The organism is Nocardia sp. CY15 (genome assembly GCF_009829295.1).
GTDB classification, from domain to species: domain Bacteria; phylum Actinomycetota; class Actinomycetes; order Mycobacteriales; family Mycobacteriaceae; genus Nocardia; species Nocardia sputi.
The window spans coordinates 603,076-625,976 of record NZ_VUOT01000001.1; the positions used below are offsets into that span (position 1 = coordinate 603,076).

Consider the following 22,901-nt stretch of genomic DNA (forward strand, 5'->3'; position numbering starts at 1 on the left):
AGTGGCGTCCCGGGAGTCCGATTAGAGCGCTCTATTGCCTCGCTCCCACCCACCTTGTATCGTCCGTCCCGGCAGGGCTCGGCGGACGGGAACGGAGGCGACATGGCACGCCCGACCATGGAGGACGTCGCCGCCCGCGCGGGCGTCTCCCGCGCTCTGGTCTCACTCGTCATGCGCAACTCCCCGAAGGTCAGCGAGCATCGCCGCCGCGCCGTGCTGGACGCGGCGAAAGACCTCGGCTACCAACCGCACTTCATGGCCCGGTCGCTGGCCAGCCGGACCTCGAACATCGTCGGCGTCATGGTCTCCGACCTGCGCAACGCCTTCTTCGCCGATGTCGTCGAGGGCATGGACGCCGCCGCGCGGGAATCCGGCCTCGAACTGATCCTCAACACCGGCCAGCGCAGCGCCGCGCGCGAACGCACCGCGTTGGAGAGCCTGCTCTCCTTCCGGCCCGGCGGCGTCATCCTGCTGTCCCCCATCCTGCCCGCCGCCGCCATTCGCGCAGCGGCGCACCAAGCTCCCTTGGTGCTGGTCTCCCGCTCCTCCACCGTCGCCGCTGTCGACACGGTCACCGACGACGGCGAGGCAGGCGCCGCCCTCGCCGTCGATCACCTGGTCTCGCTCGGGCATCGGCGCATCGTCCACTTGGACGGCGGCGGCGCTTTCACCTCCGCGCCGCGCCGCAAGGGCTACCGCGCCGCCATGCAACGCCACGGCCTGGAACCGATGGTCGTGCCCAGCGAGCACACCGACTCCGCGGGCATGGCCGCGGTGCGCAAACTGCTGAACCTGTTCTCCCACGACAACTTTCCCACGGCACTGGTGTGCGGCAACGACTTCAACGCCGTGGGGGCGATGTCCGCGCTGGAGGAAGCGGGATTGCGGGTGCCGGAGGATGTCTCGGTGGTCGGCTACGACAACACCTCGCTGGCCGCCCTGCGGCACGTCGCGCTGACCACCATCGACCAACCGCGCATCCGGATGGGCCGCCTCGCGATCGACGCCCTCGCCGAACGCCTCCGCGACGGCCGCACCACACCGGTCCGCCGCCGAGTGGAACCCTCGCTCATCGTCCGCGCCACCACGACCGCTCCACGCCGAACCGGTCTCTGATGCCCGTCGCGATCCCACATGAAGGAGAGCCGATGTCCTCCCACCGAGCCGTCACACTGGGCCTCGCCGGAACCGGCCGCATCGGGACCTCGCACGCCGCCACCCTGAGGAAACTCCCGAACGTGGCCACCGTCCTGGTCGCCGACGCCGTCCCCGACCGCGCCCGCGCCGCCGCCACCGACCTCGGCATCGAATTCGCCGCCGACCTCGACGCCCTCTTCGACGCCGACCTCGACGGCCTGATCATCGCCACCGCCACCGACTCCCACCCCGACCTGATCATCCGCGCCGTCGACGCGGGCATCCCCGTCTTCTGCGAGAAGCCCGTGGCCGCCGACATCACCGGCACCCTCGCCGTGGTCGACCACATCCGCGACTCCCGCGTTCCCGTTCAGATCGGCTTCCAACGCCGCTTCGATGCCGGCTACCGAGCCGCCCGCGACGCTGTCCGGTCCGGCGAACTCGGCTGGCTGCATACGTTGCGCGCGACCACCCTCGACCCTTCTCCGCCGCCCGCCGACTACATCCCGCGCTCGGGCGGCATCTTCCGCGACTGCGGGGTGCACGATTTCGACATCATCCGGTGGGTGACGGGGCGGGAGGTCACCGAAGTGTTCGCACTCGGGGCGAACCGGGGTGCGTCGTTCTTCGCCGAAGCAGACGACGTCGACACAGCGGCGGTGCTGCTGCGCTTGGACGATGGAGCCCTGGCGACTGTGTCACTGACCCGCTACAACGGGGCGGGGTACGACGTACGACTGGAAGCGATGGGCTCCAAGGGGAACGCCATTGTCGGACTGGACGACCGCGCGCCGCTGACTTCCGTCGAGCCCGACCACAGCCCCTCCCCCTATCCCCCCTATGGGGGTTTCATGGAGCGGTTCCGTCCAGCCTATGCCGACGAACTGGCGGCATTTATCGAAGTCGCGACCGGTCAGCTCGAGAATCCCTGCCCTCCCGCCGACGCATTGGAGGCCTTCTATGTTGCCGAAGCCTGCGATCTGTCCCGGCGGGAAGGCCGGGCTGTCGAGATAGCTGAAGTGCGGCGCTGAGAGGTCGCCGGGAAGACCCGAGAGAGGCTGGACGCGCTTCAATGCTGGATCAAGCCGCCGACCGGGACGGGAGCGACATGGCCGGTTGCCGGAACCGTCCGAGCCAGCGCCAGACCGATGTCGACCAGTGATGACCGGCGCAGCCAGGCGACATCGGGAATCGGGGTCCAGATCGGCTCGGCGGTCTCACCATTGGGCTCATGCCGCAGTCGCCCGCCGGTAACGCGGACCCGGTAGAAGATGCCGATATTCTGGTGCTCGGATCCGGCATGCGCGGCTGCCGCGGGAATTACCCTCGAGTCCACGCCGAGTAGACGTTCGACCACCCCGTGGCAGCCGGTTTCTTCAGCGAGCTCTCGGGTCACCGCGTCGAACGGGTCCTCCGCGTGCTCGACCCCACCGCCCGGAAGAGTCCAGTTGGTCTCGCCCCTCGGTGGTACGTAACGGACGAGCAGCACCCGTCCATCCTCGATGCAGACGGCGTAGGCCGCCAGCCTGAAACTCATCCCCGACACCTCCCGGCGGACCCTATCCCAACGTCCTCCACTCCGGCGACTCGCTGTCGACAGCCGCGACAAACACGAACGGGTAAGGGAAAATTGGCGCAGGAACTCTCACGAGGGGCCTCCATGAGTGCGCATACGGCTGTCGGCCGCCCTGCCCAGCGAGCATGGCCGGTCGTCGGCCACGGCCTAGCCCTACGACGCAGGCCATTGGACTTTTTCGCGGAGCTGCACCGGGCGCCGGAACCCCTGGCGCGCATCCGATTGGGCAGCAGAGACGCCTATCTGGTGACCGCCCCGGAGCTGATCGATTCGATACTGCGCGGCAAGGCGGCGCACAGCGTCGAGAAAGGGGCGTTCTTCGAGGCCATGCGCGCACTGCTGGGCGATGGTCTGTCGGTGTCGGCCGAGCCCAAGCACCTGCGGCATCGCCGCCTGATGGCACCGGCCTTCCACCACGAGAAAATCGCCGGCTATGTGCAGGTCATACAGCGCGAAGTCGATGCGATGGTCGACAGCTGGAATGACGGCGACCGCTTGGAGCTCGATGACCGGTTGCGAGTGCTGGCCATGCGGATCGTCGCGAAGGCGTTGTTCGCCAGAGAACTCGGCGAAGCGGTGGTCGCGGAGTCGCTGCGCTCGTTCCCGGTGATCGTCGACGAGCTACCGAAACGCACCATGATGCCGTGGCTGGCTCACATCCCGCTACGCAACCGCACCTTCGATGCCGCGGTGCGCAGGCTCTCCGATGCGATCGACCACATCATCGCCGAATACCGGACGGCTGGAACCGATTACGGCGACTTGGTGTCGATGCTGCTCACCGCGCGATTCGACGACGGCACCTCACTCACCGATCGCGAGCTCCACGACGAGGTGATGACGCTCTATGCCGCAGGGTTCGCCACCACCGCCAACACCATGGCTTTCGCCTTCTACGAGCTGGCGCGGCGCGCGGATGTGCGAGAGCGGGTCGAAGAGGAAGTCGCCGAGGTGCTGCGCGGCGGCCCGGTCACCGCTGACAACATCCAGCACCTCCATTACACCGAGCGAGTGATGGCAGAGACGCTGCGCCGATACGCTCCCACTTGGCTCGGCACGCGCGAGACGATCGAGGAACTCGACCTCGGCGGAGTCACACTCCCAGCGGGCACCACGCTCCTCTACTCACCGTACACGCTGCACAACAACCCGAAGTACTTCGACGATCCGGCACGGTTCGACCCCGACCGGTGGACGCCGGAATACCGCAAGACCGTGACCCGGTCCGGGGTATACCAGCCCTTCGGCCTCGGCAACCGAAACTGCATCGGCGAACCGTTCGCGTGGTACGAAGCGGTCACCATTTTGGCTACGGTCGTTGCGCGGGCGCGGCTGGAGTTGGTGCCGGGAGCTGCTGTGCACGAAGTTGCGCGCGCGACCCTGGAAGTGAACCACCTCCCGGTGACGGTGCGGTTGAGTAACGCAGCGCTGACCACGCCGTCGGCCTGAACGTCCTCAGCTGTGTTGCGGAGGTCTCGCGTTGCCGAGGAGCGCGACGTGGACAGGCCAAGCGGACGCAGCCGCAGACTGGTGCAGTACTCAGGACCAGCTACCAGTTCGAATCAGAATCGCGGCACCATCTCGGACCCCGCTCTCATTTTGTCTTGTCAATCCGCGGTACCGGCTTGGCTGGTCGAGGTGGTAGTTCTTCGGTGTCGTGCACCAGCCAACGAAGAAAAGCCACGATGTGACTGTTGACGTCCGAATCCAACTGACTGACAGCCATCTTCACTCTTCGTTGCAGCTGGGGGTCGGCCCGGTAGATCGCGGCAGGGAAGCGGTGTTGGCTGGGCATGGTTCCACCATCCTACAGGTGGATATCCATCGAAGCATGCGATACAGTCAGAGGTGGATATCCACCTCTGACTTGGGGAGATGACTTGCAAGCAAATCACTGGAGCGAACTTGTACAGGCAATCCGGCGGATTGTCGGAGGGGTCGGCTAATGTCTCGAACCGTGGGTTCACGATCCTTAACGATGATCGACTTGTTCGCAGGCTGCGGCGGAATGACCTCAGGCTTTGCGGCCGCTAAGGGCTATAAGCCCGTCATGGCGGTGGAGTTCAACCTGGAGGCGGCAGCAACCTATGCGCTGAACTTCGGCGAGGGCCACACCCACTACGCCGACATCGCCGATATAGGCGATGACGAGATCCCGCAAGCCGACATCGTCATCGGCGGGCCCCCATGCCAGGGCTTCTCCAACCTCGGCTCAAAGAACGTGGACGACCCACGAAACAAGCTGTGGAAGGAGTACATCCGCTTCGTCCGCCACGCCCACCCGAAGGTCTTTGTCATCGAGAATGTCGATCGGTTTTTCTCCTCCAGCGAGTTCGCCCTCCTCCAAGCCGAAGCGCGGCCTGGAGGGTTGTTGGAGGAGTATCACCTAGAGTCCGGGTTACTGCTGGCTGCCGACTTCGGCGTTCCGCAGCGGCGAAAGCGGACGATTGTCATCGGATCCCGTATCGGATCGATCCCCCTGCCGAACCCGACGCATCGCCGACCTGGCTCCATGGGAGACGAGCCAGCCTGGCATACGACTAGTGATGTGTTGACAGGCCTCCCCGAGGTCCCTCCGACTCGGGAACTGCCCGACTCCTGGATTCAGGTCTTCGGCGAGAGAGTACGAGGGGTGTTCAAGACTCCGGAACTACACATTGGACGCAATCCGACGGCCCTGTCTCTGCAGCGCTATCGCCATATTCCGCCCGGTGGTGGCCGATTCGATCTGCCGGACCATTTGTTGTCGCGGTGCTGGAGGGAGAAGAAGACCGGCACGACCGACGTCATGGGCCGTATGCGGTGGGATATGCCATCTCTCACGATTCGGACCGAGTTTTACAAGCCAGAGAAGGGTCAGTACCTGCATCCTCAATGGGACCGGCACGATCCAGACCGAAGCGTGGATCGCCCGATCACCCACTATGAGGCAGCGCGTCTGCAAAGCTTCCCCGACTCGTTCGGTTGGTGCGGCAGCAAGATCGAGGTCGCAAAGCAGATCGGCAACGCCGTTCCGCCCATACTCGCGGAGGCCATCGCTCACCACCTCAAGCCATACCTGCGTGGCACAGCCGGAGAGCAGGGCAAAAAGAAGTCAAGGCGGCCGTCGTGCCGGTTGTGCGACGGGCATCAATAGAGGATGTCCGGAAGGTACTCAAGTGGCTCCTCGGGATGCGCTGCGGCATAGCGGTGCCCACCTATCAGTACTGCTGGTCGACCAACAGCACTGTCGGCGACACGAACAAGCCGAACGGCGATAAAATTACCCTTCGCCGGTACCGGCAGTTCTAACCCTCGAGCAATCCTCGGGCTGTCTTTTTGATGACCCAGGACTGCAATGCCCTCCCGACGCAGTACCGGACGTGCGTCGCGGCACCGCTTCAATCCGTCATGCTGCTGAGCCACCGTCACGGCCGTGTTGCGATCGATAATCACTCCTTGCACGCGACGCAGCAACTCATTGATCCGCTGCTGCCCTGACCTGGCACCCATGATTTGCTTGACGTCGTTCTCCGGAAGCGACAGCAGCAAGTTGCGCGGTAGGGAGGAGTTTCGCGCCAACCAGACGATGGACTCTCTAGCATTCTTGGTGATCGTTGTCTTACCATCCTTATTGAAGCCCTTGTTCAGCACGTCCGTTCGTATCCGCATGATGCCCACGTCGAACACGCCCTTGTGATCATTTGCTGCCATGAGCAGGCAGAGATGCCCCATGGCTTCAGTCGGTATCGCCCACCCGCCGGACAAGGAGAACTTGGCATCGATGTCGTGGCCTGCAACTTTGTAGTCCATGCGGTCACCGGGAGGAAGCTCGAAGGCAGCGCGTACAACGATCTCAACCTTGGTGCCGAGATAGGTCTTTTCGGTCTTCGCAAGCTGATTAATATCAAACCGACCGGTTCGCTGTCCGTCGAGAACTTCGTCGAGAGCTTGTCGGAAAACCGCAGCGAAACGCGCCTCTAGGTTCTTCTGACCTCGAAACCACGCTACGACCTCATCCAAGCCTGCATCCTCGCCAGCAGGCATCGAGACTGATCGAGGCTGGGATGGAGTTTGAACTTCAAACAACGCACTTGGGTCACTCACCGTAAGAACGTAACTCAAGGCATAGCGCCCTCCTGACGTTTCCGACTTCCCGAGGCTTTTGTATCCCCCACAGGCACAACCGCATTGAGCGGGAGCATCTCGGATCCCGGCGACCTTGATGGACCCCGTGAGCTGCGACCAGTACGCCACGTTGCGGGTCCGCGTACGCCTGCGGGGGTGCCACTGCCACCACCACCCCGGGACCGGCAACGGTCTCAGTACAGACGGTGCCATCACGCCTCCACTGGACTGATGCCGAGGTTTCCATGCTGACGGAGGACACCGTGAGCGCACCGATGTCGACGTCAACCACCACGACCGAGGGGTGGTGCCGCTAATCCGGTTCGCAGCTGGCATGGTTGTGCCGTGACCGCACCATTCGCAGCCGCACTTTGCGGCTACCGTCGCAACGGTAACCCGTCGACGTCTGACAACAACGATGCCGGGTCGATCGAATGGGGTCACGCAATGTTCCAGGCTCTTGGCGTAGAGCCGGCGAGACATGAGATTCCCAATGTCGGCAGGATGATGGAGAACGCCGCTGCGGAGCACCTGAACTCAGTGCGACCGGACTTGGCTATTCGACAGTCCAGGCCAGCGATGGATTTCGAGCAGTACCGCCACCTCGGCGTGTTTCGCCAGTTCCAGAAGTCATATCGCCAACCGACCGACGAGCTGGAACTCGTCCTCCGAGACCTACAGCAGCTACCCCCATCTCCGGCGATCGCCGACCTCACGGTTCGCCTTCAAGCCGTGAGAGAAGGCGTCCAAGAGAACCACGGCCTTGTGTCTCAGCTCGTGGGCACAATGCCCGAGGAATCGATGCTCAAGATTGACATCACCGTCAGTGCGCCGAACACGCCGGCTCGGTTGCTTGTCGGCTTGTCCTCTAAGTGGACCCTTCGCACCGACCGAGCCCAGGATTGCGTCTCCCAGGGCGCGAAACTGGTCAATCTACGCCGAGGGCACATGCCTCACTACGCAGTTCTGACGATGGAGCCGCGTCCTGCGATGCTGAAACTCATCGCGTACGGATCGGGTGCTGTCGACTGCGTATACCATCTGGCGTTGCCTGAGCTTCGCATCGCCGCTCAAACCATCGAAGCACAGCGCGGCGGAATCTGGCTGCCTAGAGTCAACCTCGAGCGGATGGTCGCACAGCGGCGCGTTCGTCCGTATCAAGACCTAGTTGACGAGATTAGGCGCCTACCTATCTATCAGTCAGCGATCGCGGGGAGCGAAGAAAATTCTTGACTCGATAGATCGTGTGACTAAAGCATCTTCGCAGATCGATCGAGGCGCGATCTTTGCGATCCACGGCAATTCGAGACCTCTATGTCGGGGTCTGGTGGCCGAGGAGCGCTGATATCAGCAGATCCAACGGCGTCACCTCCTCGACGACACCTTCGATTATCGGGTCCAGGATCGGCGCGGCGTACAACCGTCCGGCGTCGGGGCCGGCCACGCTACGCGCACTGACGATCAGCTCGTACAGCACCACGGCGAACAGGCGCACACGGTCGGCCTCGCTCAGATTGCAGATGGCGGGTCTCTCGGCGGTGTTGGCGAGCGCTGTCAGCACGTCCATGAGCACGTCGACTTCCGCCTCGCATCGGGCGTCGTAGTTCACGACTCGGACCGCCCTTCCCCAGGAGTACACAGATCGGTCGGGTGTAGCTCGGCGACTCCGGTCTGGAACGGGTTGCGGTCATCAACCACACGCATACCGATCCACGGGCACCGGCTGCGAGTCACACCGACCGGAGCGGCATGCGGTGCGATCCGGCCTGCAGTGAGCGGCACAACGAGGTCACAGCAGGTCTTCGACGGACAGCGCACTGCCAGAAGTTCACCTGTCGCGTGATCGAACTTCGTCACGCCACAATGCGTTGCGGTGATCCATGGTTCGCATTCCGGACCGCATCCGTGCGCGCCATCAGACATGGTTCACCAGGCCCCGCCGCTTGCTCGCACGCTGCACAACACATCGCCGAATCGCATCGATCACTGCAGTCCCGGACGGGCGGAACGGGTCGCGTGGCGGCTGCACCCACGCACGAAACAAACCCGGGCGCTGGCCCGGCCCAGGTAGGGCAATGATCCCTCCGCCACGGATGATGGAGATCTGCAACCGCGACATCTCTGCGAACAACCCGATCGCGTCCGGGAGATCCGCACACGCCAGGAATGTCCAGCTTTGCGAGCGCGGATGCGTCAGAATCGGGCCGACCTGCCAGCCGTGGCACTGCATCCGCATCTTCACTTCAGAGCCGATGAAGGCTGGCATCATCAGCCCGCACACAACGCCGGTTCGGATCACGATCCGCCCCGTATGCGGCGGGTCTACTTCAGCGGGCAGATCACACACCTTTCGGTAGAAATGGCACACCGACAACGGCGTGTCCTGGATGTCGCTCGGCATACTCATTCGGGCGTCCCTCCGCCTGGTTCAACGTGGTAGGCACCCACCGCCGGGGAGTCCGTGTAGGTCCGATTCGACCCGGCGGTGGGGCTGCCTTCAGCTTCGCCATGTTCGGCATGTGATCCCAGCCATAGAAGCCGCACAGACGTAATACGCTTGCGCCACCATGCATTGCAGGGGAATCAGGGGGTGAGGATGATCGTCAACAAATGGACGAAGGTCGAAGTCAAGGCGCTGCGCTCGGCGGCCCTTCGGCTGACGCAGGAGCAGTTCGCGGAACGAACAGGCTTTCAGGTTGCGACGATCCGCAAGTGGGAGCGCGCCACCGCGGACAAGCCAGTACGCAATGACTCCGCAAGCGCATTGGACACCGAACTCGCTCGGCTCACAGACGAACAGCGTGCCCGCTTCCGAGCCGAGGTTCACGACCTGCGCGACGCCGCGATACCGCTCGCTCGTCGACGCCCCACCGAGGCGGCGGGCGATAGCCTGGTTGTGGGCGGCCAACACAGCACGGCAGAAACCGAGGTTGATGTGAAGCGACGCGAATTCGGAATGCTGATGGGAGCCGCGTTGCTAGCGGCCAGCGGCGATGGTGATGCGGTTCCGGCTCGCATAGGTGTCGCCGACGCGCGACGCCTCGATGACTTCGCCGCCTACCTGTGCCACCGCGAACAGGAAATCGGCGGCGCGGCGCTCGTGCAAGATGCCGTCCAAGCGCTCGAAGCTGCGAAACGCCTGCTCGACACGTGCGCTTTCTCCGAAAACGCTGGCCGCGCATTCATTAGCGCCACAGGAGAACTCGCGACCATCGCCGGATGGCTGGCATACGACTCCGAACTCTACCCACTCGCCCGTCGCTGCTACGCCGACGCATTCGGTTTGGCGAACCAGGCAGGCAACGACGGGCTGACCGTACACGTGTGTATGAACGCCGCACTGCTGGCGGTGTCCCGTGAGCGCAGCGGACAGACGAACCCCCATCGCGCGCTCAACCTCTCCGACCGTGCCCGGGAACTCACCCGTGGCGACGCGCCCGGCCGTATCCATGCCCTCATCGCCACGCGCGAGGCGCAGGCGTTCGGGATTCTCGGCGACCGGGCCGCGTTCGGTAAAGCCATCGCCACAGCATGGCGGGAACTCGATTTCGCGCTCGACCACGAGACGCACGACGAATGCCCCTCATGGGTGCGATTCGTCAACACCAGCGAAATCAGGTACCACGAAGCCTGCGCATATGGACATTTCGGCGACTATGCGAAGTCCGCCGACCTGCACGCCGGCCTTGTTCTGGAACAGGCTGGAGCTCGAAACTCGGCGTGCTATCGGGCAGGCTCGGCGACGGCGCTAGCAGAAGTCGGTGAAATCGACGCTGCCGTCGAGCAAGGGATCTCTGTTCTGGCCGACCTTGAAGGTTCCGTGTCCTCCATTCGCACCCTGCACCGGCTGGAATCGGTGCGCATCGCAGCCGAAGGCCGTTACGAGGAGTTCACGACCCGATTCGATGAACTGGCGGGAAAGGTGGTCACTGCGTGAAGCCCGAGCAGTTTGCGCCGATAGACGGCATCCACTTCCAGCACTACACCGCAGCACAAGCCCGCGAACTCCGCGACGAAGTCGAACGCATCTTCCGCGACTCCTACGTCGATGCGATCGAGTCCGGCGAAGAGTTCGAATCCCCCGAGGCGTTCATGCACCGATTCGATGCCTACACCGACCCCGCCCGCGCCGGTGGGTTCGAGTTGGTGATCGCCCGCCTCGACGCTGAGCCCTGCGGCCAAGCGTGGGGTTGGCCGCTCACTGCCGATACCGCGTGGTGGGACGGGCTGAGGCTCGATGAAGGCGACCGGGCGGACTTCACTGCCGAGAATGGTTCCCGCACATTCGCGTTCAGCGAGATCATGGTGCGCAAACCGTTTACCGGGAAGGGAATCGCGCGCGCCCTGCATGACGAACTGCTCGCGTTCCGACCCGAGCGGCGCGCGACATTGCTGGTTCGCCCGGATAATCACCTGGCGTATGACAGGTATCGCCGGTGGGGGTGGTACCGCGTCGGCACTCTGCGACCGAGCTGGCACGAAGCCCCGCAGTTCGACGTTCTGATGCGCGATCAACCGCAGGCTGAGGCGAGCTAGTGCTGTCACCCCACGGTCTCCGTTCAGTGCGTTGGGACACCTTCCGGTGATTTGGTCTGGAAGGATGGAGGTTGTGGCAGCGCAGCCGGAGGACTACTCGACAACCGAAATCGTTCTGATGTCGTTCGAGGAAAATGTTCGAGCCCGGCCTCAGATGTATTTCGGCTGCCACCGTGAGAATGCCGGCCTGGTCGGCGCTGTTGTCAATGCGGTGGTGCTGGACGCGTTGTCGGAGCCGGATCAAGTAGACATTCGGGTCGAGGTGGTCCTCGAGTCGGACCACCGGTTCACCGTCACCGACAACATCGTCAACCAGATGGGCAAACTCGACGGGAATGGCTTGCCATTGCGGCGATGGGTTCTCAACCCGCTGCTCGCGGTCAGCGCACGAACCTGGATCGAGATCCGCACAGCGAATCGGCATCAGCTGCATGAGTTCTCGGGGACCACACCCATCTCATCGCCGCGCGAGCAAGAGCCAACCGGAAGTCCAGGCACCCGGATAACGTGCACACTCAACCGCGACTACTTTCCTGTGACGGCAGTACTACCCCGTGCCGAAAGTCTTTTGCGGGCCCCGGACGACCGGGTCATCGTCAGAGACCTCCGGAGATAAGCTCGCCGCCCCGCATCCGCAGCGTGAACGGTGAACAGCTAGCGAGGCAGGCTCGACGTCAGCTCGGCCCCGGCGCTCGGAAATGGCTCGGTTCGGCGTCGGAGGGCACGGCGCTCGCCATGGTGAACGGCTCGACCAGCGCGCGCAGGTCGATCAGGTGCCGGGCGTGCGTGTCGAGGGCGCGATCCTCCTCGGAGACCGGCTCCCACTGGCGTACGGCACGCGCTTTTCCGTCGTCGTCCACCGCGACGACCACCGCGAGACCGTGCGCCGCCAGCGCCGGTTCGTCGGAGTGGGCATCGGTGGAGGTCACGTGCACGCTGACATGCATGCTGCGCGGGCCGGTGTGGATCAATCGCGCGGTGACCTCGACGACGTGGCCGATCACGATCGGACGGTAGAAGCGGATGCCGCCGAAGTAGGAGGTGAGGACGCGCTGCCCGGCCCAGTCGGCGCCGCACACGTACGCCGCCTCGTCGATCCACCGCATCGTCCGGCCACCGTGAACTTTGCCGCCCCAGTTGATGTCCGAAGGGGCTGCCAGGAAGCGCAGCGTGGCGCTCGGCGCGATGCCCGCGGAGGTGTACCGCTGCGCGGCCATCGCCTCCTCGATCTGCTTGCGCACCGAAATCCTGGCCCGCGCCTGCCGATGCCGCTGCATTTCCAGCAAGGTCGTCGGATTCCATTGCGGGACTTCCACATTGCGCCTCTCCTCGTCTACCGCGACGAAGATCGTCAGGCATTGCGCCGACTGCACCTGCTTCACCCGGGTGGGATCGGTGGAATAGACCGTCACGAGGATGTGCATGCTGGTGCGCCCGGTGTGGACGAGGTTGGCGTGCAATTCGACCAGCTCACCGACCGCGATCGGGCGGTCGAGATGGATGTTTCCGACATAGGCGGTCACGCAGTAGCGGCCGCTCCACTGGGCCGCCGCCGCGTAGGCGACTTTGTCGATCCATTCGAGGAGTTTGCCGCCGTCGACCGATCCGAGGATGCCCGCGTCGGCGGGTTGGACGAGGAAGCGGTGGATCGCCTCGGGACGCCGACCGATCGAGGCCGGATTCGGGGCGGTCGCGACAGGGCGCGGGTGTGGCGAGTCGGGCAAGGGTCACCCTCCGTTCGGGCAGAGAATTCTCGGCTATTCGACCCCGTTGTCCGGGAGAACCCTAGGCGCTGCCGTCGGTACGAGCGAGTAACCAGCCTGGGCCCGCGCAGTGCGCCGCCGCCAATCACCTCGTCGAGGGGAAGACACAAGCTTCTGCGATCGGCGAGCAACGCGTATAGGGGTCGCCCCTAATACGGCGGTTCGATTTCACCCGCAAAGGCGCGAACACCCGTGACCTTTCGCGGCAAGTGCGCAAGAGTGAAACAGCAGCCGCTGCCCGTCGTTGAGCGCGACCGCGAAGCAGCGACCGTAGATCCAGACCTGTCTGCGGGGGTAAGGCCGTGGGCAGACCCGCAACGGGGGGATGGTGAGCGAAACACTCACCGTAGAACGAAAGGATTTACGTTGTTCTCCACAATCAGCGCACGCCGCACCCTGGCCCGCGTGGCCGTCGCCGGTGCGATCACCGCAATCCCGTTGACCGCGTCGGCGATGCCTGCCTCGGCCACCCCGGGCACACCCGGGGTCACTCACGCCTGGTACGACCCGTATTACGACCGGTGCGCCTTCGGTCCGTTCCAGAATTGGAGTTGCAACAACAACCCGCTGTTGGACTGGGGCGACAACCAGTACGGCGGCCCCTTCGGTCAGGGTTTCGGGCAGCAAGCGCCAGGCATGTTCGGCAGCAGCTAGAAGTCCGTGAAGACGCCGGTGGCCCGCTCCGAGTCCGGAGCGGGCCACCCGTGCGAATCAGCCGAGAGGTCAGGCGGTCTCGGTGATCGGACGATCGACCCAGCTCATCAGGCCGCGCAGCTTGGCGCCGGTGACCTCGATCGGGTGCTCGGCGTTCTGCTTGCGCAGCGCCTCGAGCTCCTTGTTGCCGCCCTCGACGTTGGCGACCAGGCGCTTGACGAAGCTGCCGTCCTGGATGTCCTTGAGGATGTCCTGCATGCGCTTCTTGGTGTCGGCGTCGATCACCCGCGGACCCGACAGGTAGCCGCCGAACTCGGCGGTGTCGGACACCGAGTAGTTCATCCGCGCGATGCCGCCCTCGTACATCAGGTCGACGATCAGCTTCAGCTCGTGCAGCACCTCGAAGTAGGCCATCTCCGGCGCGTAACCGGCCTCGACCATGACCTCGAAACCGGTCTTGACCAGTTCCTCGGTGCCACCGCAGAGCACGGCCTGCTCACCGAACAGGTCGGTCTCGGTCTCTTCTTTGAAGGTGGTCTTGATGACGCCCGCGCGGGTGCCGCCGATGCCCTTGGCGTAGGACAGCGCCAGCGCCTGGCCCTCACCCTTCGGGTCCTGATCGATCGCGATCAGCGCCGGAACGCCCTTGCCGTCGACGAACTGACGACGCACCAGGTGGCCCGGACCCTTCGGGGCCACCATGCCGATGGTGACGTTGGCCGGCGGCTTGATCAGGCCGAAGTGGATGTTGAGGCCGTGGCCGAAGAACAGCGCGTCGCCGTCGTTCAGGTTCGGCTCGATGTCATTGGTGAAGATCGACGCCTGCGCCGTGTCGGGCGCGAGCACCATGATGAGGTCCGCCCACGCCGAGACCTCCGCCGGAGTGCCGACGGTCAGGCCCGCCTCCTCGGCCTTCGGACGCGACTTCGAACCCTCGGCCAGGCCGACGCGGACCTCGACGCCCGAGTCGCGCAGGCTCAGCGAGTGCGCGTGCCCCTGGCTGCCGTAGCCGATGACAGCGACCTTGCGGCCCTGGATGATCGACAGGTCGGCATCGTCGTCGTAGAACATCTCGACTGCCACTGTGGTTCCTTCCGGGATCATCCCCGCGCGAGGCGGGGCACACCGTGCTTGCGCCGGTGCGGATTTACGTTGTTCTGGATCGGATCACCTCCGCGGTAGCGGGAGGGGATCATTCCCGCGTACGCGGGGAGGCGGCACGCCAACCGTCGATCGCAGAAAGACTAGCGTGTGGCCGCCGCCGGACGGTCGGCCCCATCGGTGTGCCGCTCGCTATCTCACCGAGTGGCGGTGATGGACTTCGGCCCACGGCCCACCGCGACGACACCGGACTGCACGATCTCCCTGATGCCGTACGGCTCGAGCATCCGCAGCAGCGCGTCGAGCTTGGACCGGGTTCCGGTCGCCTCGACGGTGAGCGCGTCCGGCGACACGTCGATGACCTTCGCGCGGAACAGCCCGACGGCTTCGATCACCTGGGTCCGCACGCTGGCGTCGGCGCGCACCTTCACCAGGATCAGTTCGCGGGCCACCGAGCTGTCGGAGTCCTGCTCCACGATCTTGATGACGTTCACCAGCTTGTTGAGCTGCTTGGTGACCTGCTCCAGCGGCAGATCCTCCACGGTGACGACGATGGTCATGCGCGAGATCTCCGGCAGCTCGGTGCCGCCGACCGCCAGCGATTCGATATTGAAGCCGCGGCGGGAGAACAGCGCCGCGACCCGTGCCAGCACGCCCGGTTTGTCCTCGACGAGAACGCTGAGGGTATGCGTGGTGCTCATCCGTTGTTCACCTTGTTCTGTTCGTGCGACATCGCCGCGTGGATGACCGAGGGCTCGGCGGCCTGCTCGTCCTCGTCGAACAGCGGGCGGATGCCGCGAGCGGCCATGATCTCGTCGTTGCTGGTGCCCGCCGCGACCATGGGCCACACCTGGGCGTCCTTGCCGACGATGAAGTCGATCACCACGGGACGGTCGTTGATGGACTGCGCCTCGCGGATGGCGGCCTCGACGTCCTCCTCGCGCTCCACCCGGATGCCGTGGCAGCCGAGGGCTTCGGCGAGCTTCACGAAGTCGGGAATGCGCAGGGTGTGCGTGCCCAGGTCGGTGTTGGAGTAACGCTCCTGGTAGAACAGCGTCTGCCACTGGCGCACCATGCCGAGGTTGCCGTTGTTGATCAGCGCGACCTTGATCGGGACGCCCTCGACGGCGCAGGTGGCCAGCTCCTGGTTGGTCATCTGGAAGCAGCCGTCACCGTCGACCGCCCACACCTCTTTGTCCGGCGCGCCCATCTTCGCGCCCATGGCCGCCGGGACGGCGTAGCCCATGGTGCCGAGGCCGCCGGAGTTGAGCCAGGTGCGCGGCTTCTCGTACTTGATGAACTGCGCGGCCCACATCTGGTGCTGACCGACGCCCGCGCAGTAGATCGCGTCGGGTCCGGCCAGCCGGCCCAGCGCCTCGATGACGAACTCCGGCGACAGCGAGCCGTCCGCGGGCGGTGTCCAGCCCAGCGGGTAGGCGTCGCGCACGCCGTCGAGGTAGGTCCACCAGTCGGTCAACGGCAGCGGCAGCGAATTGCCCGCGGCGGGATCGGCCTTCAGCGTCTCGATGAGCTCGACGATCACCTCGCGGCAGTCGCCGACGATCGGGACGTCGGCGTGCCGGTTCTTGCCGATCTCTGCCGGGTCGATGTCGGCATGGATCACCTTGGCGCCGGGCGCGAAGGAGTCCAGCTGGCCGGTGACGCGGTCGTCGAAGCGGGCGCCGAGCGTGATCAGCAGGTCCGACCGCTGCAACGCGGCGACGGCGCCCACGGTGCCGTGCATGCCGGGCATGCCCATGTTCAGGCGGTGGCTGTCGGGGAACGCGCCGCGCGCCATCAGCGTGGTGACCACGGGGATGCCGGTCAGCTCGGCCAGCCGCAGCAGCTCGGCGGAGGCGTCCGCTTTGATCACGCCGCCGCCGACGTAGAGCACGGGAGCCTTGGCTTCCATGATCATCCGCGCGGCTTCGCGCACCTGCTTGCCGTGCGGCTTGGTGACCGGACGGTAGCCGGGCAGCCGCATCTCCGGCGGCCAGCTGAAGGTGGTCTGCGCCTGCAGCACGTCCTTGGGGATGTCGACGAGCACCGCGCCGGGGCGGCCGGACGCGGCGAGGTAGAACGCCTCCGCGATGATGCGCGGGATGTCGACACCGTCGGTGATCAGGAAGTTGTGTTTGGTGATCGGCATGGTGATGCCGGAGATGTCGGCTTCCTGGAACGCGTCGGTGCCGATCAGGCTGCGGCCGACCTGGCCGGTGATGGCCACGATCGGGACCGAGTCCATCTGCGCGTCGGCGATCGGGGTGACCAGGTTGGTCGCGCCGGGACCGGATGTGGCCATGCACACACCGACCTTGCCGGTGGCCTGGGCGTAGCCGGTGGCCGCGTGACCGGCGCCCTGCTCGTGCCGGACCAGGACGTGGCGCACCTTGGTGGAATCGAACAGCGGGTCGTACACGGGAAGGATCGCACCGCCCGGGATGCCGAATACGGTGTCGACGCCGAGCTCCTCGAGCGACCGGACGACCGACTGCGCGCCGGTGACCCGCTCGGGCGGGACCGGGCGGCGGTTGGCCGCGGAGGTCGGGTTGGCAGCGGGCGTGGCCTGCTGGTTCGCCGAAGGCGCTGGCCTTCGGGCCGAGGGCCCGGGCCGTGCGGTAGGTGCGCTCACCGTCTTCGTTCCTTACTGGTTGTGGTTCTGACCCCGGAATTTGTGCCAGCGGTGTCTTGCGCTTCGCCATGCTGGACATTAGTCCGAACATAAAAAAGCCCCCGACAGCACAGGGCTGATCGAGGGTGGCGCGTCGCAACGCGAGCTGACGTATTCGACTCAGTGTGTCAGGCTCAACGCTGGACGCGCCGGCCGATTACGAGCAACTCGTTTCGATTCACGCGCACGACGTTAAGCGGGTGTGAACCGAAGAGTCAAACAGATGACCCCTTGTGTCCCATTATGTGGGACAGTGCGGATGCTTGTGCCCTTCACCAGGATGCGAGGATGGTGGTGTGTCATCACCGCATCAGTCCGTGCCACCTTCTGAATCGTCCCACACTCCTGCCGCGACAACGGATACGGGTGGCGTCTCGGACGCCCGTGTGATCCGCATCCCACGGCTGGCCTTCCTGGGCGTGTTCATCCTGCTGATGTGCGTGTTCTTCCCGTTCGTCGGTTGGCCGGCCGGACTGTGGTGGCTGCTGCTGCTCCCCGTCGTGGTGCTGGTGTGGGTGCTGCGGACCCAGACCACGGTCTCCCGCGCGGGACTGGACCTGCGGACGCTGTTCGGTTCGCGTCACCTCGACTGGTCACAGGTGAAAGGGGTCCGCATCCCCAAGCGCGGCTACGTGCGCGCCGACCTGACCGACGGCACCGAGGTGAAGTTGCCCGCGGTGAGCTACGACCGGCTGCGCGATCTGGCGGCGGCCTCCGGCGGACGGATCCCGGACCCGTTCGCGCGGCCGGACACGTCCCTGGAGGACGAGTCCCCCGCAGGATTCGCGGAACCGGACACGAACGCGAGTGGCGACGGCGGACTGCGAACCAACGGGACGGCGAAGTCCGCCGAGGACTCCACCGGCGAGGACACGCCGTAGCGATTACTCGCGCAGGGCTCCGGATCCTGAGCGGGGCCGACCGCACCTGACCGGCGACGACGAACCCGCCGCCCCGCTGGGCCGCGTGGATGCCCCGCAGGTACGCAGTGAACTCAGCGATCGCGTCGAGGTGGAACATTCCCTCCACGTAAGCTGTTGCGGTCGGGTGATGGGATGATTTCACCGGAGCAGTGATCCTCCTTCGCATCCCCACCCTCGACGGTCCGGCACCTCCGGCGTCACCGTCGCCGCCCGCGACACCACACAGGGGCGGCAAACCGAACCCGGCTGACAGCCATGGACGCCGCGGCCGCACCACCGGCGGGCGGACACGCCTACCGGGAGTAACGTGGTGCTCCGCCGAGCAGGCTCTGCGCCGTCGCACGTCAGCCCCCGCGACCCGAGGACCATCGAAATGCCACCGCTTCGTTCACGAACCACCACCATCGGCCGCAATGCCGCAGGCGCACGCGCACTCTGGCGCGCCACCGGCATGACCGACACCGACTTCGGCAAGCCGATCGTCGCCATCGCGAACTCCTACACCCAGTTCGTGCCCGGCCACGTGCACCTGAAGAACGTCGGCGAGATCGTGGCCGAGTCGGTGCGCGCCGCCGGTGGCGTGCCGCGCGAATTCCACACCATCGCCGTCGACGACGGCATCGCCATGGGCCACGGCGGCATGCTCTACTCGCTGCCTTCGCGCGAGATCATCGCCGACTCCGTCGAATACATGGTGAACGCGCACACCGCGGACGCGCTGGTCTGCATCTCCAACTGCGACAAGATCACCCCCGGCATGCTGAATGCCGCCATGCGGCTGAACATTCCGACGGTGTTCGTCTCCGGCGGGCCGATGGAGGCGGGCAAGGCGGTGGTCGTCGGCGGCGTCGCGCAAGCGCCCACCGACTTGGTCACCGCGATCTCCGCGAGCGCGAATCAGGCCGTCTCGGATGAGGGCCTGTCCGAGGTCGAGCGGTCGGCGTGCCCGACCTGCGGCTCGTGCTCGGGCATGTTCACCGCGAACTCGATGAACTGCCTCACCGAAGCGCTCGGTCTCTCGCTGCCCGGCAACGGCTCCACCCTCGCGACGCACGCCGCGCGCCGGGCGCTGTTCGAGCGGGCGGGCACCGTGGTGGTGGACATCGCCAACCGCTGGTACCGCGAGGACGACGCGTCCGTGCTGCCGCGGAACGTGGCCGACGTCAAAGCCTTCCGCAACGCGATGGCGTTGGACGTCGCGATGGGCGGCTCGACCAACACCGTGCTGCACACGCTGGCCGCAGCGCAGGAAGGTGAGATCGACTTCGATCTGCACTCCATCGAGGAGATCAGCCGCCGGGTGCCCACCCTGTCGAAGGTGTCGCCCAACTCGGACTACCACATGGAGGACGTGCACCGCGCCGGTGGCATCCCCGCCATCCTGGGCGAGCTGCGCCGCGCCGGGCTGCTGGAGACCGATGTCACCACGGTGCACACCGCGAGCTTCGACGAGTGGCTCGACACCTGGGACATCCGCTCCGGCAAGGCCTCCCGGGAAGCCATCGAACTGTTCCACGCCGCGCCGGGCGGGGTGCGCACCACCGAGCCGTTCTCCACCGACAACCGTTGGTCGTCGCTGGACACCGACGCCGAAGGCGGTTGCATCCGCGACCTCGAGCACGCCTACACCAAGGAAGGCGGGCTGGTCGTGCTGCGCGGCAACATCGCGCCCGACGGCGCGGTGCTCAAGACCGCAGGTATCGACGAAGAGCTGTTCTCCTTCCAGGGCCCGGCGGTCGTGGTGGAGTCGCAGGAAGAAGCCGTGTCGGTCATCCTCGGCAAGAAGATCAAGCCCGGCGACGTGATCGTGGTCCGCTACGAGGGCCCCGCGGGCGGCCCCGGCATGCAGGAGATGCTGCACCCGACCGCCTTCCTGAAGGGTTCCGGGCTCGGCAAGCAGTGCGCCCTGATCACCGACGGCCGGTTCTCCGGCGGCACTTCCGGCCTGTCGATCGGGCACATCTCTCCCGAGGCGGCCAGCGGCGGCGTCATCGGCTTGATCGAGAACGGTGATCAGATCCGCATCGACGTTTCCACCCGCACTCTCGAGGTGCTCGTCGACGACGCCGTCCTGGCCGAGCGCCGCGCGAAGATGGAAGCCTCCGAACGGCCCTGGCAGCCGGTCAACCGCGACCGTCCGGTGACGACCGCTCTGCGCGCCTACGCCGCGCTGGCCACTTCCGCAGACAAGGGCGCGGTCCGGCACGTGCCGTAAGGTCCGCGTCTTCACGGGGCAGCAGCTCCGTTACGAACACGACGGCCCCTTCATCCTCGATCGGATGAAGGGGCCTTTCGCTTCGTCCGGCAACTCAGGCGAAGGGACCGATGCCCGTCAGCGGGTTGCCGCCGTGCAGGTACCAGTAGGCCCCGACCGCGGCCGCGATGGCGAGGAGCAGCACGACGAAGGAGCCCGCCGCGGGGCGGATCGCCCAGCCTCGGTTGCGGTCGAAGGACAAGCGACCCGGGCCGGTCAGGATGATGACGGTGGCGACACCCGCGAGGATGCTCTCCATTTCCACCGCTCCGGGTCCGGCTTTGTACTGGAATCCGGGGGCCATGCCCTGCTTCCAGGCCCAGGCGTCCAGGATCACCGCCAGCACCGCGCCCGCCGCCAACGGGGTGGCGAGCCCGAGGATCAGCAGGACACCGCCGCCGACCTCGCCCGCGGTGAGCAGGATGGTGGACACCGTCGGATGATCCCAGCCGCCGCGCTCCATCATGTCGCGCGTGCCGTCCAGACCGGGGCCGTGGAACCAGCCGGTGAGCTTCTGCAGACCGTGGTAGAGGAAGGTGGCGCCGACGACCAGACGCAACAGCAGCAAACCGAGATCGAGCGTTCCCCGGCGGTTCTCGCCGGTGCGGCGGCGCAGACGCCCGGTCTCGTTCGGCGGTGCCGGAGCGGGCGGGATGCTGGCGTAATCGTAGGTGGGCGCCGCGCCCCCGGCGGCCTTGCTCTCGGCGGTGCTCGGGACCTCCGGGTCGAGTCCGAGCTCCTCCTCGGTGCGCGGGACGTCCTTGCGCAATCCCGGCCGCTGGGCCGTGTCCACCCGCTCGAACTGCTCGGTCGGCGAATCGTACGGGCTGGTCACCCCTCGACCGGTGGACGACACCGCCGACTGCTCTGCCGTGGAGGGCGTGGCGTTCCCGGCCTTGGATTCGGGCGTGTCTTTCGGCTTGTCGGTCACGGCCAATACCCTATGCGGCACCGCGCTATAGCGGGCGAGTAACGGCGTGGCGTGTCAGTGTGCGCGCGACACCCCACCCGGAGGGGGCGCGGGCGACGGTATTTCCGTAACGTCTGAACTATGAGTTTGGTTGTCGTGGGCCGCGTCGCGGCGAGCTTGGCGCTCGGTTCCGCCCTGCTGGTCGGGTGCGCCCGGTTCGACGATTCGGCGTCCAGTCCGTTCACCCCGGAACCGACCCTGCGCGGAGCCGACATCGACCCGAAGAAACCGAACCAGTCACCCACCTCCACCACCCGCCCCAGCGGCCCGTGCATCGACCCGGACCCGGCGGTCGTGGCCACGTGCCTGGACACCACCGGCGGCCTGGTCACCCTGGCCGACGGCGCGCTGGTCGCCGAGCGCAGGACCGGCCGCATCATGAAGGTGGTCCCGGAGCAGCCGCCGGTCGAGATCGCGCGACTGGACGTGGACGGCTCCGGCGACGGCGGCCTCAGCGATATCGCGCTGTCGCCCACCTACCGCGAAGACGGCCTGATGTACGCCTACATCACCACATCGAGCGACAACCGGGTGGTCCGCATCGGCGAGGGCGGCTCCCCGAAGGACGTGCTCACCGGGATCCCGAAAGGCGACAGCGGGAACCGGGGCGCGATCGACTTCGTCTCACCCGACCAGATGCTCGTGCTGACCGGCGACGCGGGCAACCCCGGCGCGGCCGCGTCGGCGAGCTCGCTCGCGGGCAAGTTGCTGCGCGTGAACTCGCCGGTGCCCGGCCGTACGCCCGCGCCGGAGATCGCCGTCTCGGGCATAGGCACCGCCGGCGACGTGTGCCGCGACAGCAAAGACAGCATCTGGATCACCGACCGCACCGCCGCCGAGGACCGGTTGCAGCGGCTCGGCGGCGACGGCGTGGTCACCACCATGTGGACCTGGCCGGACCGGCCCGGCGTCGCGGGCTGCGCGGCGGCCCCCGATGGCGTCGCCATCTCGCTGACCCGCGCGAAAGCCCTCGCCATCGCCGCCGCCGACCCGAACACCCACGCGGTCACCGCGGCCCCGACCCTGTTGGCGCAGGACAGATACGGCCAGCTCGGCGGCGCGGCGGTCGGCGCCGACGGAACCGTCTGGGTGACCACGGTGAACAAGACCGACGGCCAGCCGGGACCCTTCGACGACCGCGTCGTACGCATCCCGCCGCCCCAGGCCGGAGGCGGCGGAACGGACTGAGCGGTATTCGATTCCGCGCCT

Annotated in this window: 21 protein-coding genes; 12 read left to right on the plus strand and 9 right to left on the minus strand. The window is 66.1% G+C overall.

The features are described from left to right. The first annotated feature begins 102 nt into the window (after nucleotides 1-102). A complete protein-coding gene (locus GVY39_RS02945) occupies nucleotides 103-1,116 on the plus strand; it encodes a LacI family DNA-binding transcriptional regulator (protein ID WP_159920071.1) in 1,014 nt (337 codons plus the stop codon). A 32-nt stretch (nucleotides 1,117-1,148) separates the two neighbouring features. Continuing rightward, a complete protein-coding gene (locus tag GVY39_RS02950) occupies nucleotides 1,149-2,168 on the plus strand; it encodes a Gfo/Idh/MocA family oxidoreductase (protein WP_159920073.1) in 1,020 nt (339 codons plus the stop codon). 38 nt (nucleotides 2,169-2,206) lie between these two features. Here GVY39_RS02950 and GVY39_RS02955 read toward each other — a convergent pair whose 3' ends face one another. Next, complete coding sequence (locus GVY39_RS02955) at nucleotides 2,207-2,674, minus strand: NUDIX hydrolase (protein WP_159920075.1); 468 nt, start codon at nucleotides 2,672-2,674, stop codon at nucleotides 2,207-2,209. A 123-nt stretch (nucleotides 2,675-2,797) separates the two neighbouring features. Here GVY39_RS02955 and GVY39_RS02960 point away from each other — a divergent pair, with 123 nt between their 5' ends. Next, complete coding sequence (locus GVY39_RS02960; RefSeq protein WP_159920077.1) at nucleotides 2,798-4,162, plus strand: cytochrome P450; 1,365 nt, start codon at nucleotides 2,798-2,800, stop codon at nucleotides 4,160-4,162. Between the two features lie 529 nt (nucleotides 4,163-4,691). Further along, the gene (locus GVY39_RS02965) at nucleotides 4,692-5,849 is read left to right on the plus strand and encodes a DNA cytosine methyltransferase (protein ID WP_236565257.1); all 1,158 of its coding nucleotides are present in this window, start codon (nucleotides 4,692-4,694) and stop codon (nucleotides 5,847-5,849) included. On the opposite strand, the gene GVY39_RS02970 is transcribed toward GVY39_RS02965, so the two are convergent. Then, the gene (locus GVY39_RS02970) at nucleotides 5,843-6,799 is read right to left on the minus strand and encodes a NaeI family type II restriction endonuclease (RefSeq protein ID WP_159920081.1); all 957 of its coding nucleotides are present in this window, start codon (nucleotides 6,797-6,799) and stop codon (nucleotides 5,843-5,845) included. The two genes, GVY39_RS02965 and GVY39_RS02970, sit on opposite strands and share 7 nt — an antisense overlap. A 366-nt stretch (nucleotides 6,800-7,165) precedes the next feature. Between GVY39_RS02970 and GVY39_RS02975 the strand changes: the two genes are divergently transcribed. After that, entirely contained in the window at nucleotides 7,166-8,053 is an 888-nt protein-coding gene (locus GVY39_RS02975; RefSeq protein WP_201295134.1) for an NgoMIV family type II restriction endonuclease, read from the plus strand. Between the two features lie 79 nt (nucleotides 8,054-8,132). Here the strand turns inward: GVY39_RS02975 and GVY39_RS02980 are convergent, their stop codons facing one another. Together GVY39_RS02980 and GVY39_RS02985 are read right to left on the minus strand one after the other, a co-directional pair. Beyond that, on the minus strand, nucleotides 8,133-8,429 hold the full coding sequence (locus tag GVY39_RS02980) for a hypothetical protein (protein WP_159920083.1): 297 nt from the start codon (nucleotides 8,427-8,429) through the stop codon (nucleotides 8,133-8,135). 306 nt (nucleotides 8,430-8,735) lie between these two features. After that, entirely contained in the window at nucleotides 8,736-9,227 is a 492-nt protein-coding gene (locus GVY39_RS02985; RefSeq protein WP_236565258.1) for a DNA-directed RNA polymerase subunit beta, read from the minus strand. A 189-nt stretch (nucleotides 9,228-9,416) separates the two neighbouring features. Here GVY39_RS02985 and GVY39_RS02990 point away from each other — a divergent pair, with 189 nt between their 5' ends. From GVY39_RS02990 to GVY39_RS03000, 3 genes are all read left to right on the plus strand, one after another. After that, complete coding sequence (locus GVY39_RS02990; protein WP_159920085.1) at nucleotides 9,417-10,757, plus strand: hypothetical protein; 1,341 nt, start codon at nucleotides 9,417-9,419, stop codon at nucleotides 10,755-10,757. After that, complete coding sequence (locus GVY39_RS02995) at nucleotides 10,754-11,356, plus strand: GNAT family N-acetyltransferase (RefSeq protein ID WP_159920087.1); 603 nt, start codon at nucleotides 10,754-10,756, stop codon at nucleotides 11,354-11,356. Before GVY39_RS02990 ends, GVY39_RS02995 begins: the two co-directional genes overlap by 4 nt. Nucleotides 11,357-11,429: 73 nt before the next feature. After that, nucleotides 11,430-11,972: a hypothetical protein gene (locus GVY39_RS03000; protein WP_159920089.1), complete on the plus strand. Its 543-nt coding sequence runs from the start codon at nucleotides 11,430-11,432 to the stop codon at nucleotides 11,970-11,972. Between the two features lie 58 nt (nucleotides 11,973-12,030). Here GVY39_RS03000 and GVY39_RS03005 read toward each other — a convergent pair whose 3' ends face one another. Further along, nucleotides 12,031-13,026, minus strand: a complete 996-nt coding sequence (locus GVY39_RS03005) for a hotdog domain-containing protein (RefSeq protein ID WP_159920358.1) — start codon at nucleotides 13,024-13,026, stop codon at nucleotides 12,031-12,033. A 459-nt stretch (nucleotides 13,027-13,485) separates the two neighbouring features. Here GVY39_RS03005 and GVY39_RS03010 point away from each other — a divergent pair, with 459 nt between their 5' ends. Further along, nucleotides 13,486-13,773 (plus strand): hypothetical protein, encoded by a 288-nt coding sequence (locus GVY39_RS03010; RefSeq protein ID WP_159920091.1) that lies wholly within the window; start codon nucleotides 13,486-13,488, stop codon nucleotides 13,771-13,773. A 69-nt stretch (nucleotides 13,774-13,842) separates the two neighbouring features. Here GVY39_RS03010 and ilvC read toward each other — a convergent pair whose 3' ends face one another. The 3 genes from ilvC to GVY39_RS03025 form a co-directional block, all read right to left on the minus strand. After that, nucleotides 13,843-14,844 (minus strand): ketol-acid reductoisomerase, encoded by a 1,002-nt coding sequence (gene ilvC, locus GVY39_RS03015; protein ID WP_174188615.1) that lies wholly within the window; start codon nucleotides 14,842-14,844, stop codon nucleotides 13,843-13,845. 227 nt (nucleotides 14,845-15,071) lie between these two features. Further along, nucleotides 15,072-15,575, minus strand: coding sequence for an acetolactate synthase small subunit (gene ilvN / locus GVY39_RS03020; RefSeq protein WP_039799659.1), 504 nt, complete (start codon nucleotides 15,573-15,575; stop codon nucleotides 15,072-15,074). Continuing rightward, nucleotides 15,572-17,506, minus strand: a complete 1,935-nt coding sequence (locus tag GVY39_RS03025; protein ID WP_159920095.1) for an acetolactate synthase large subunit — start codon at nucleotides 17,504-17,506, stop codon at nucleotides 15,572-15,574. Before GVY39_RS03025 ends, ilvN begins: the two co-directional genes overlap by 4 nt. Before the next feature lie 425 nt (nucleotides 17,507-17,931). Here GVY39_RS03025 and GVY39_RS03030 point away from each other — a divergent pair, with 425 nt between their 5' ends. Both GVY39_RS03030 and ilvD read left to right on the plus strand, forming a co-directional pair. Continuing rightward, nucleotides 17,932-18,426, plus strand: a complete 495-nt coding sequence (locus GVY39_RS03030; RefSeq protein WP_201295135.1) for a PH domain-containing protein — start codon at nucleotides 17,932-17,934, stop codon at nucleotides 18,424-18,426. 415 nt (nucleotides 18,427-18,841) lie between these two features. Then, nucleotides 18,842-20,683 carry a dihydroxy-acid dehydratase gene (gene ilvD / locus GVY39_RS03035; RefSeq protein WP_159920097.1) on the plus strand — a complete coding sequence of 614 codons (1,842 nt, stop codon included), beginning with the start codon at nucleotides 18,842-18,844 and terminating at the stop codon, nucleotides 20,681-20,683. A 94-nt stretch (nucleotides 20,684-20,777) separates the two neighbouring features. Here ilvD and GVY39_RS03040 read toward each other — a convergent pair whose 3' ends face one another. After that, a complete protein-coding gene (locus tag GVY39_RS03040; protein WP_159920099.1) occupies nucleotides 20,778-21,653 on the minus strand; it encodes a DoxX family protein in 876 nt (291 codons plus the stop codon). A gap of 120 nt (nucleotides 21,654-21,773) precedes the next feature. On the opposite strand from GVY39_RS03040, the gene GVY39_RS03045 reads away from it, so the two are divergent. Continuing rightward, nucleotides 21,774-22,880: a PQQ-dependent sugar dehydrogenase gene (locus GVY39_RS03045; protein WP_159920101.1), complete on the plus strand. Its 1,107-nt coding sequence runs from the start codon at nucleotides 21,774-21,776 to the stop codon at nucleotides 22,878-22,880. Nucleotides 22,881-22,901: the final 21 nt, after the last annotated feature.

Excerpts from the sequence above, each read along its gene's own strand:
- GVY39_RS02945 (WP_159920071.1), top strand. The coding sequence starts at position 103 with ATGGCACGCCCGACCATGGAGGACGTCGCCGCCCGCGCGGGCGTCTCC.
- GVY39_RS02950 (WP_159920073.1), top strand. The coding sequence starts at position 1,149 with ATGTCCTCCCACCGAGCCGTCACACTGGGCCTCGCCGGAACCGGCCGC.
- GVY39_RS02955 (WP_159920075.1), bottom strand. The coding sequence starts at position 2,674 with ATGAGTTTCAGGCTGGCGGCCTACGCCGTCTGCATCGAGGATGGACGG.
- GVY39_RS02960 (WP_159920077.1), top strand. The coding sequence starts at position 2,798 with ATGAGTGCGCATACGGCTGTCGGCCGCCCTGCCCAGCGAGCATGGCCG.
- GVY39_RS02965 (WP_236565257.1), top strand. The coding sequence starts at position 4,692 with ATGATCGACTTGTTCGCAGGCTGCGGCGGAATGACCTCAGGCTTTGCG.
- GVY39_RS02985 (WP_236565258.1), bottom strand. The coding sequence starts at position 9,227 with ATGAGTATGCCGAGCGACATCCAGGACACGCCGTTGTCGGTGTGCCAT.
- GVY39_RS02990 (WP_159920085.1), top strand. The coding sequence starts at position 9,417 with ATGATCGTCAACAAATGGACGAAGGTCGAAGTCAAGGCGCTGCGCTCG.
- ilvC (WP_174188615.1), bottom strand. The coding sequence starts at position 14,844 with ATGTTCTACGACGACGATGCCGACCTGTCGATCATCCAGGGCCGCAAG.
- ilvN (WP_039799659.1), bottom strand. The coding sequence starts at position 15,575 with ATGAGCACCACGCATACCCTCAGCGTTCTCGTCGAGGACAAACCGGGC.
- ilvD (WP_159920097.1), top strand. The coding sequence starts at position 18,842 with ATGCCACCGCTTCGTTCACGAACCACCACCATCGGCCGCAATGCCGCA.
- GVY39_RS03045 (WP_159920101.1), top strand. The coding sequence starts at position 21,774 with ATGAGTTTGGTTGTCGTGGGCCGCGTCGCGGCGAGCTTGGCGCTCGGT.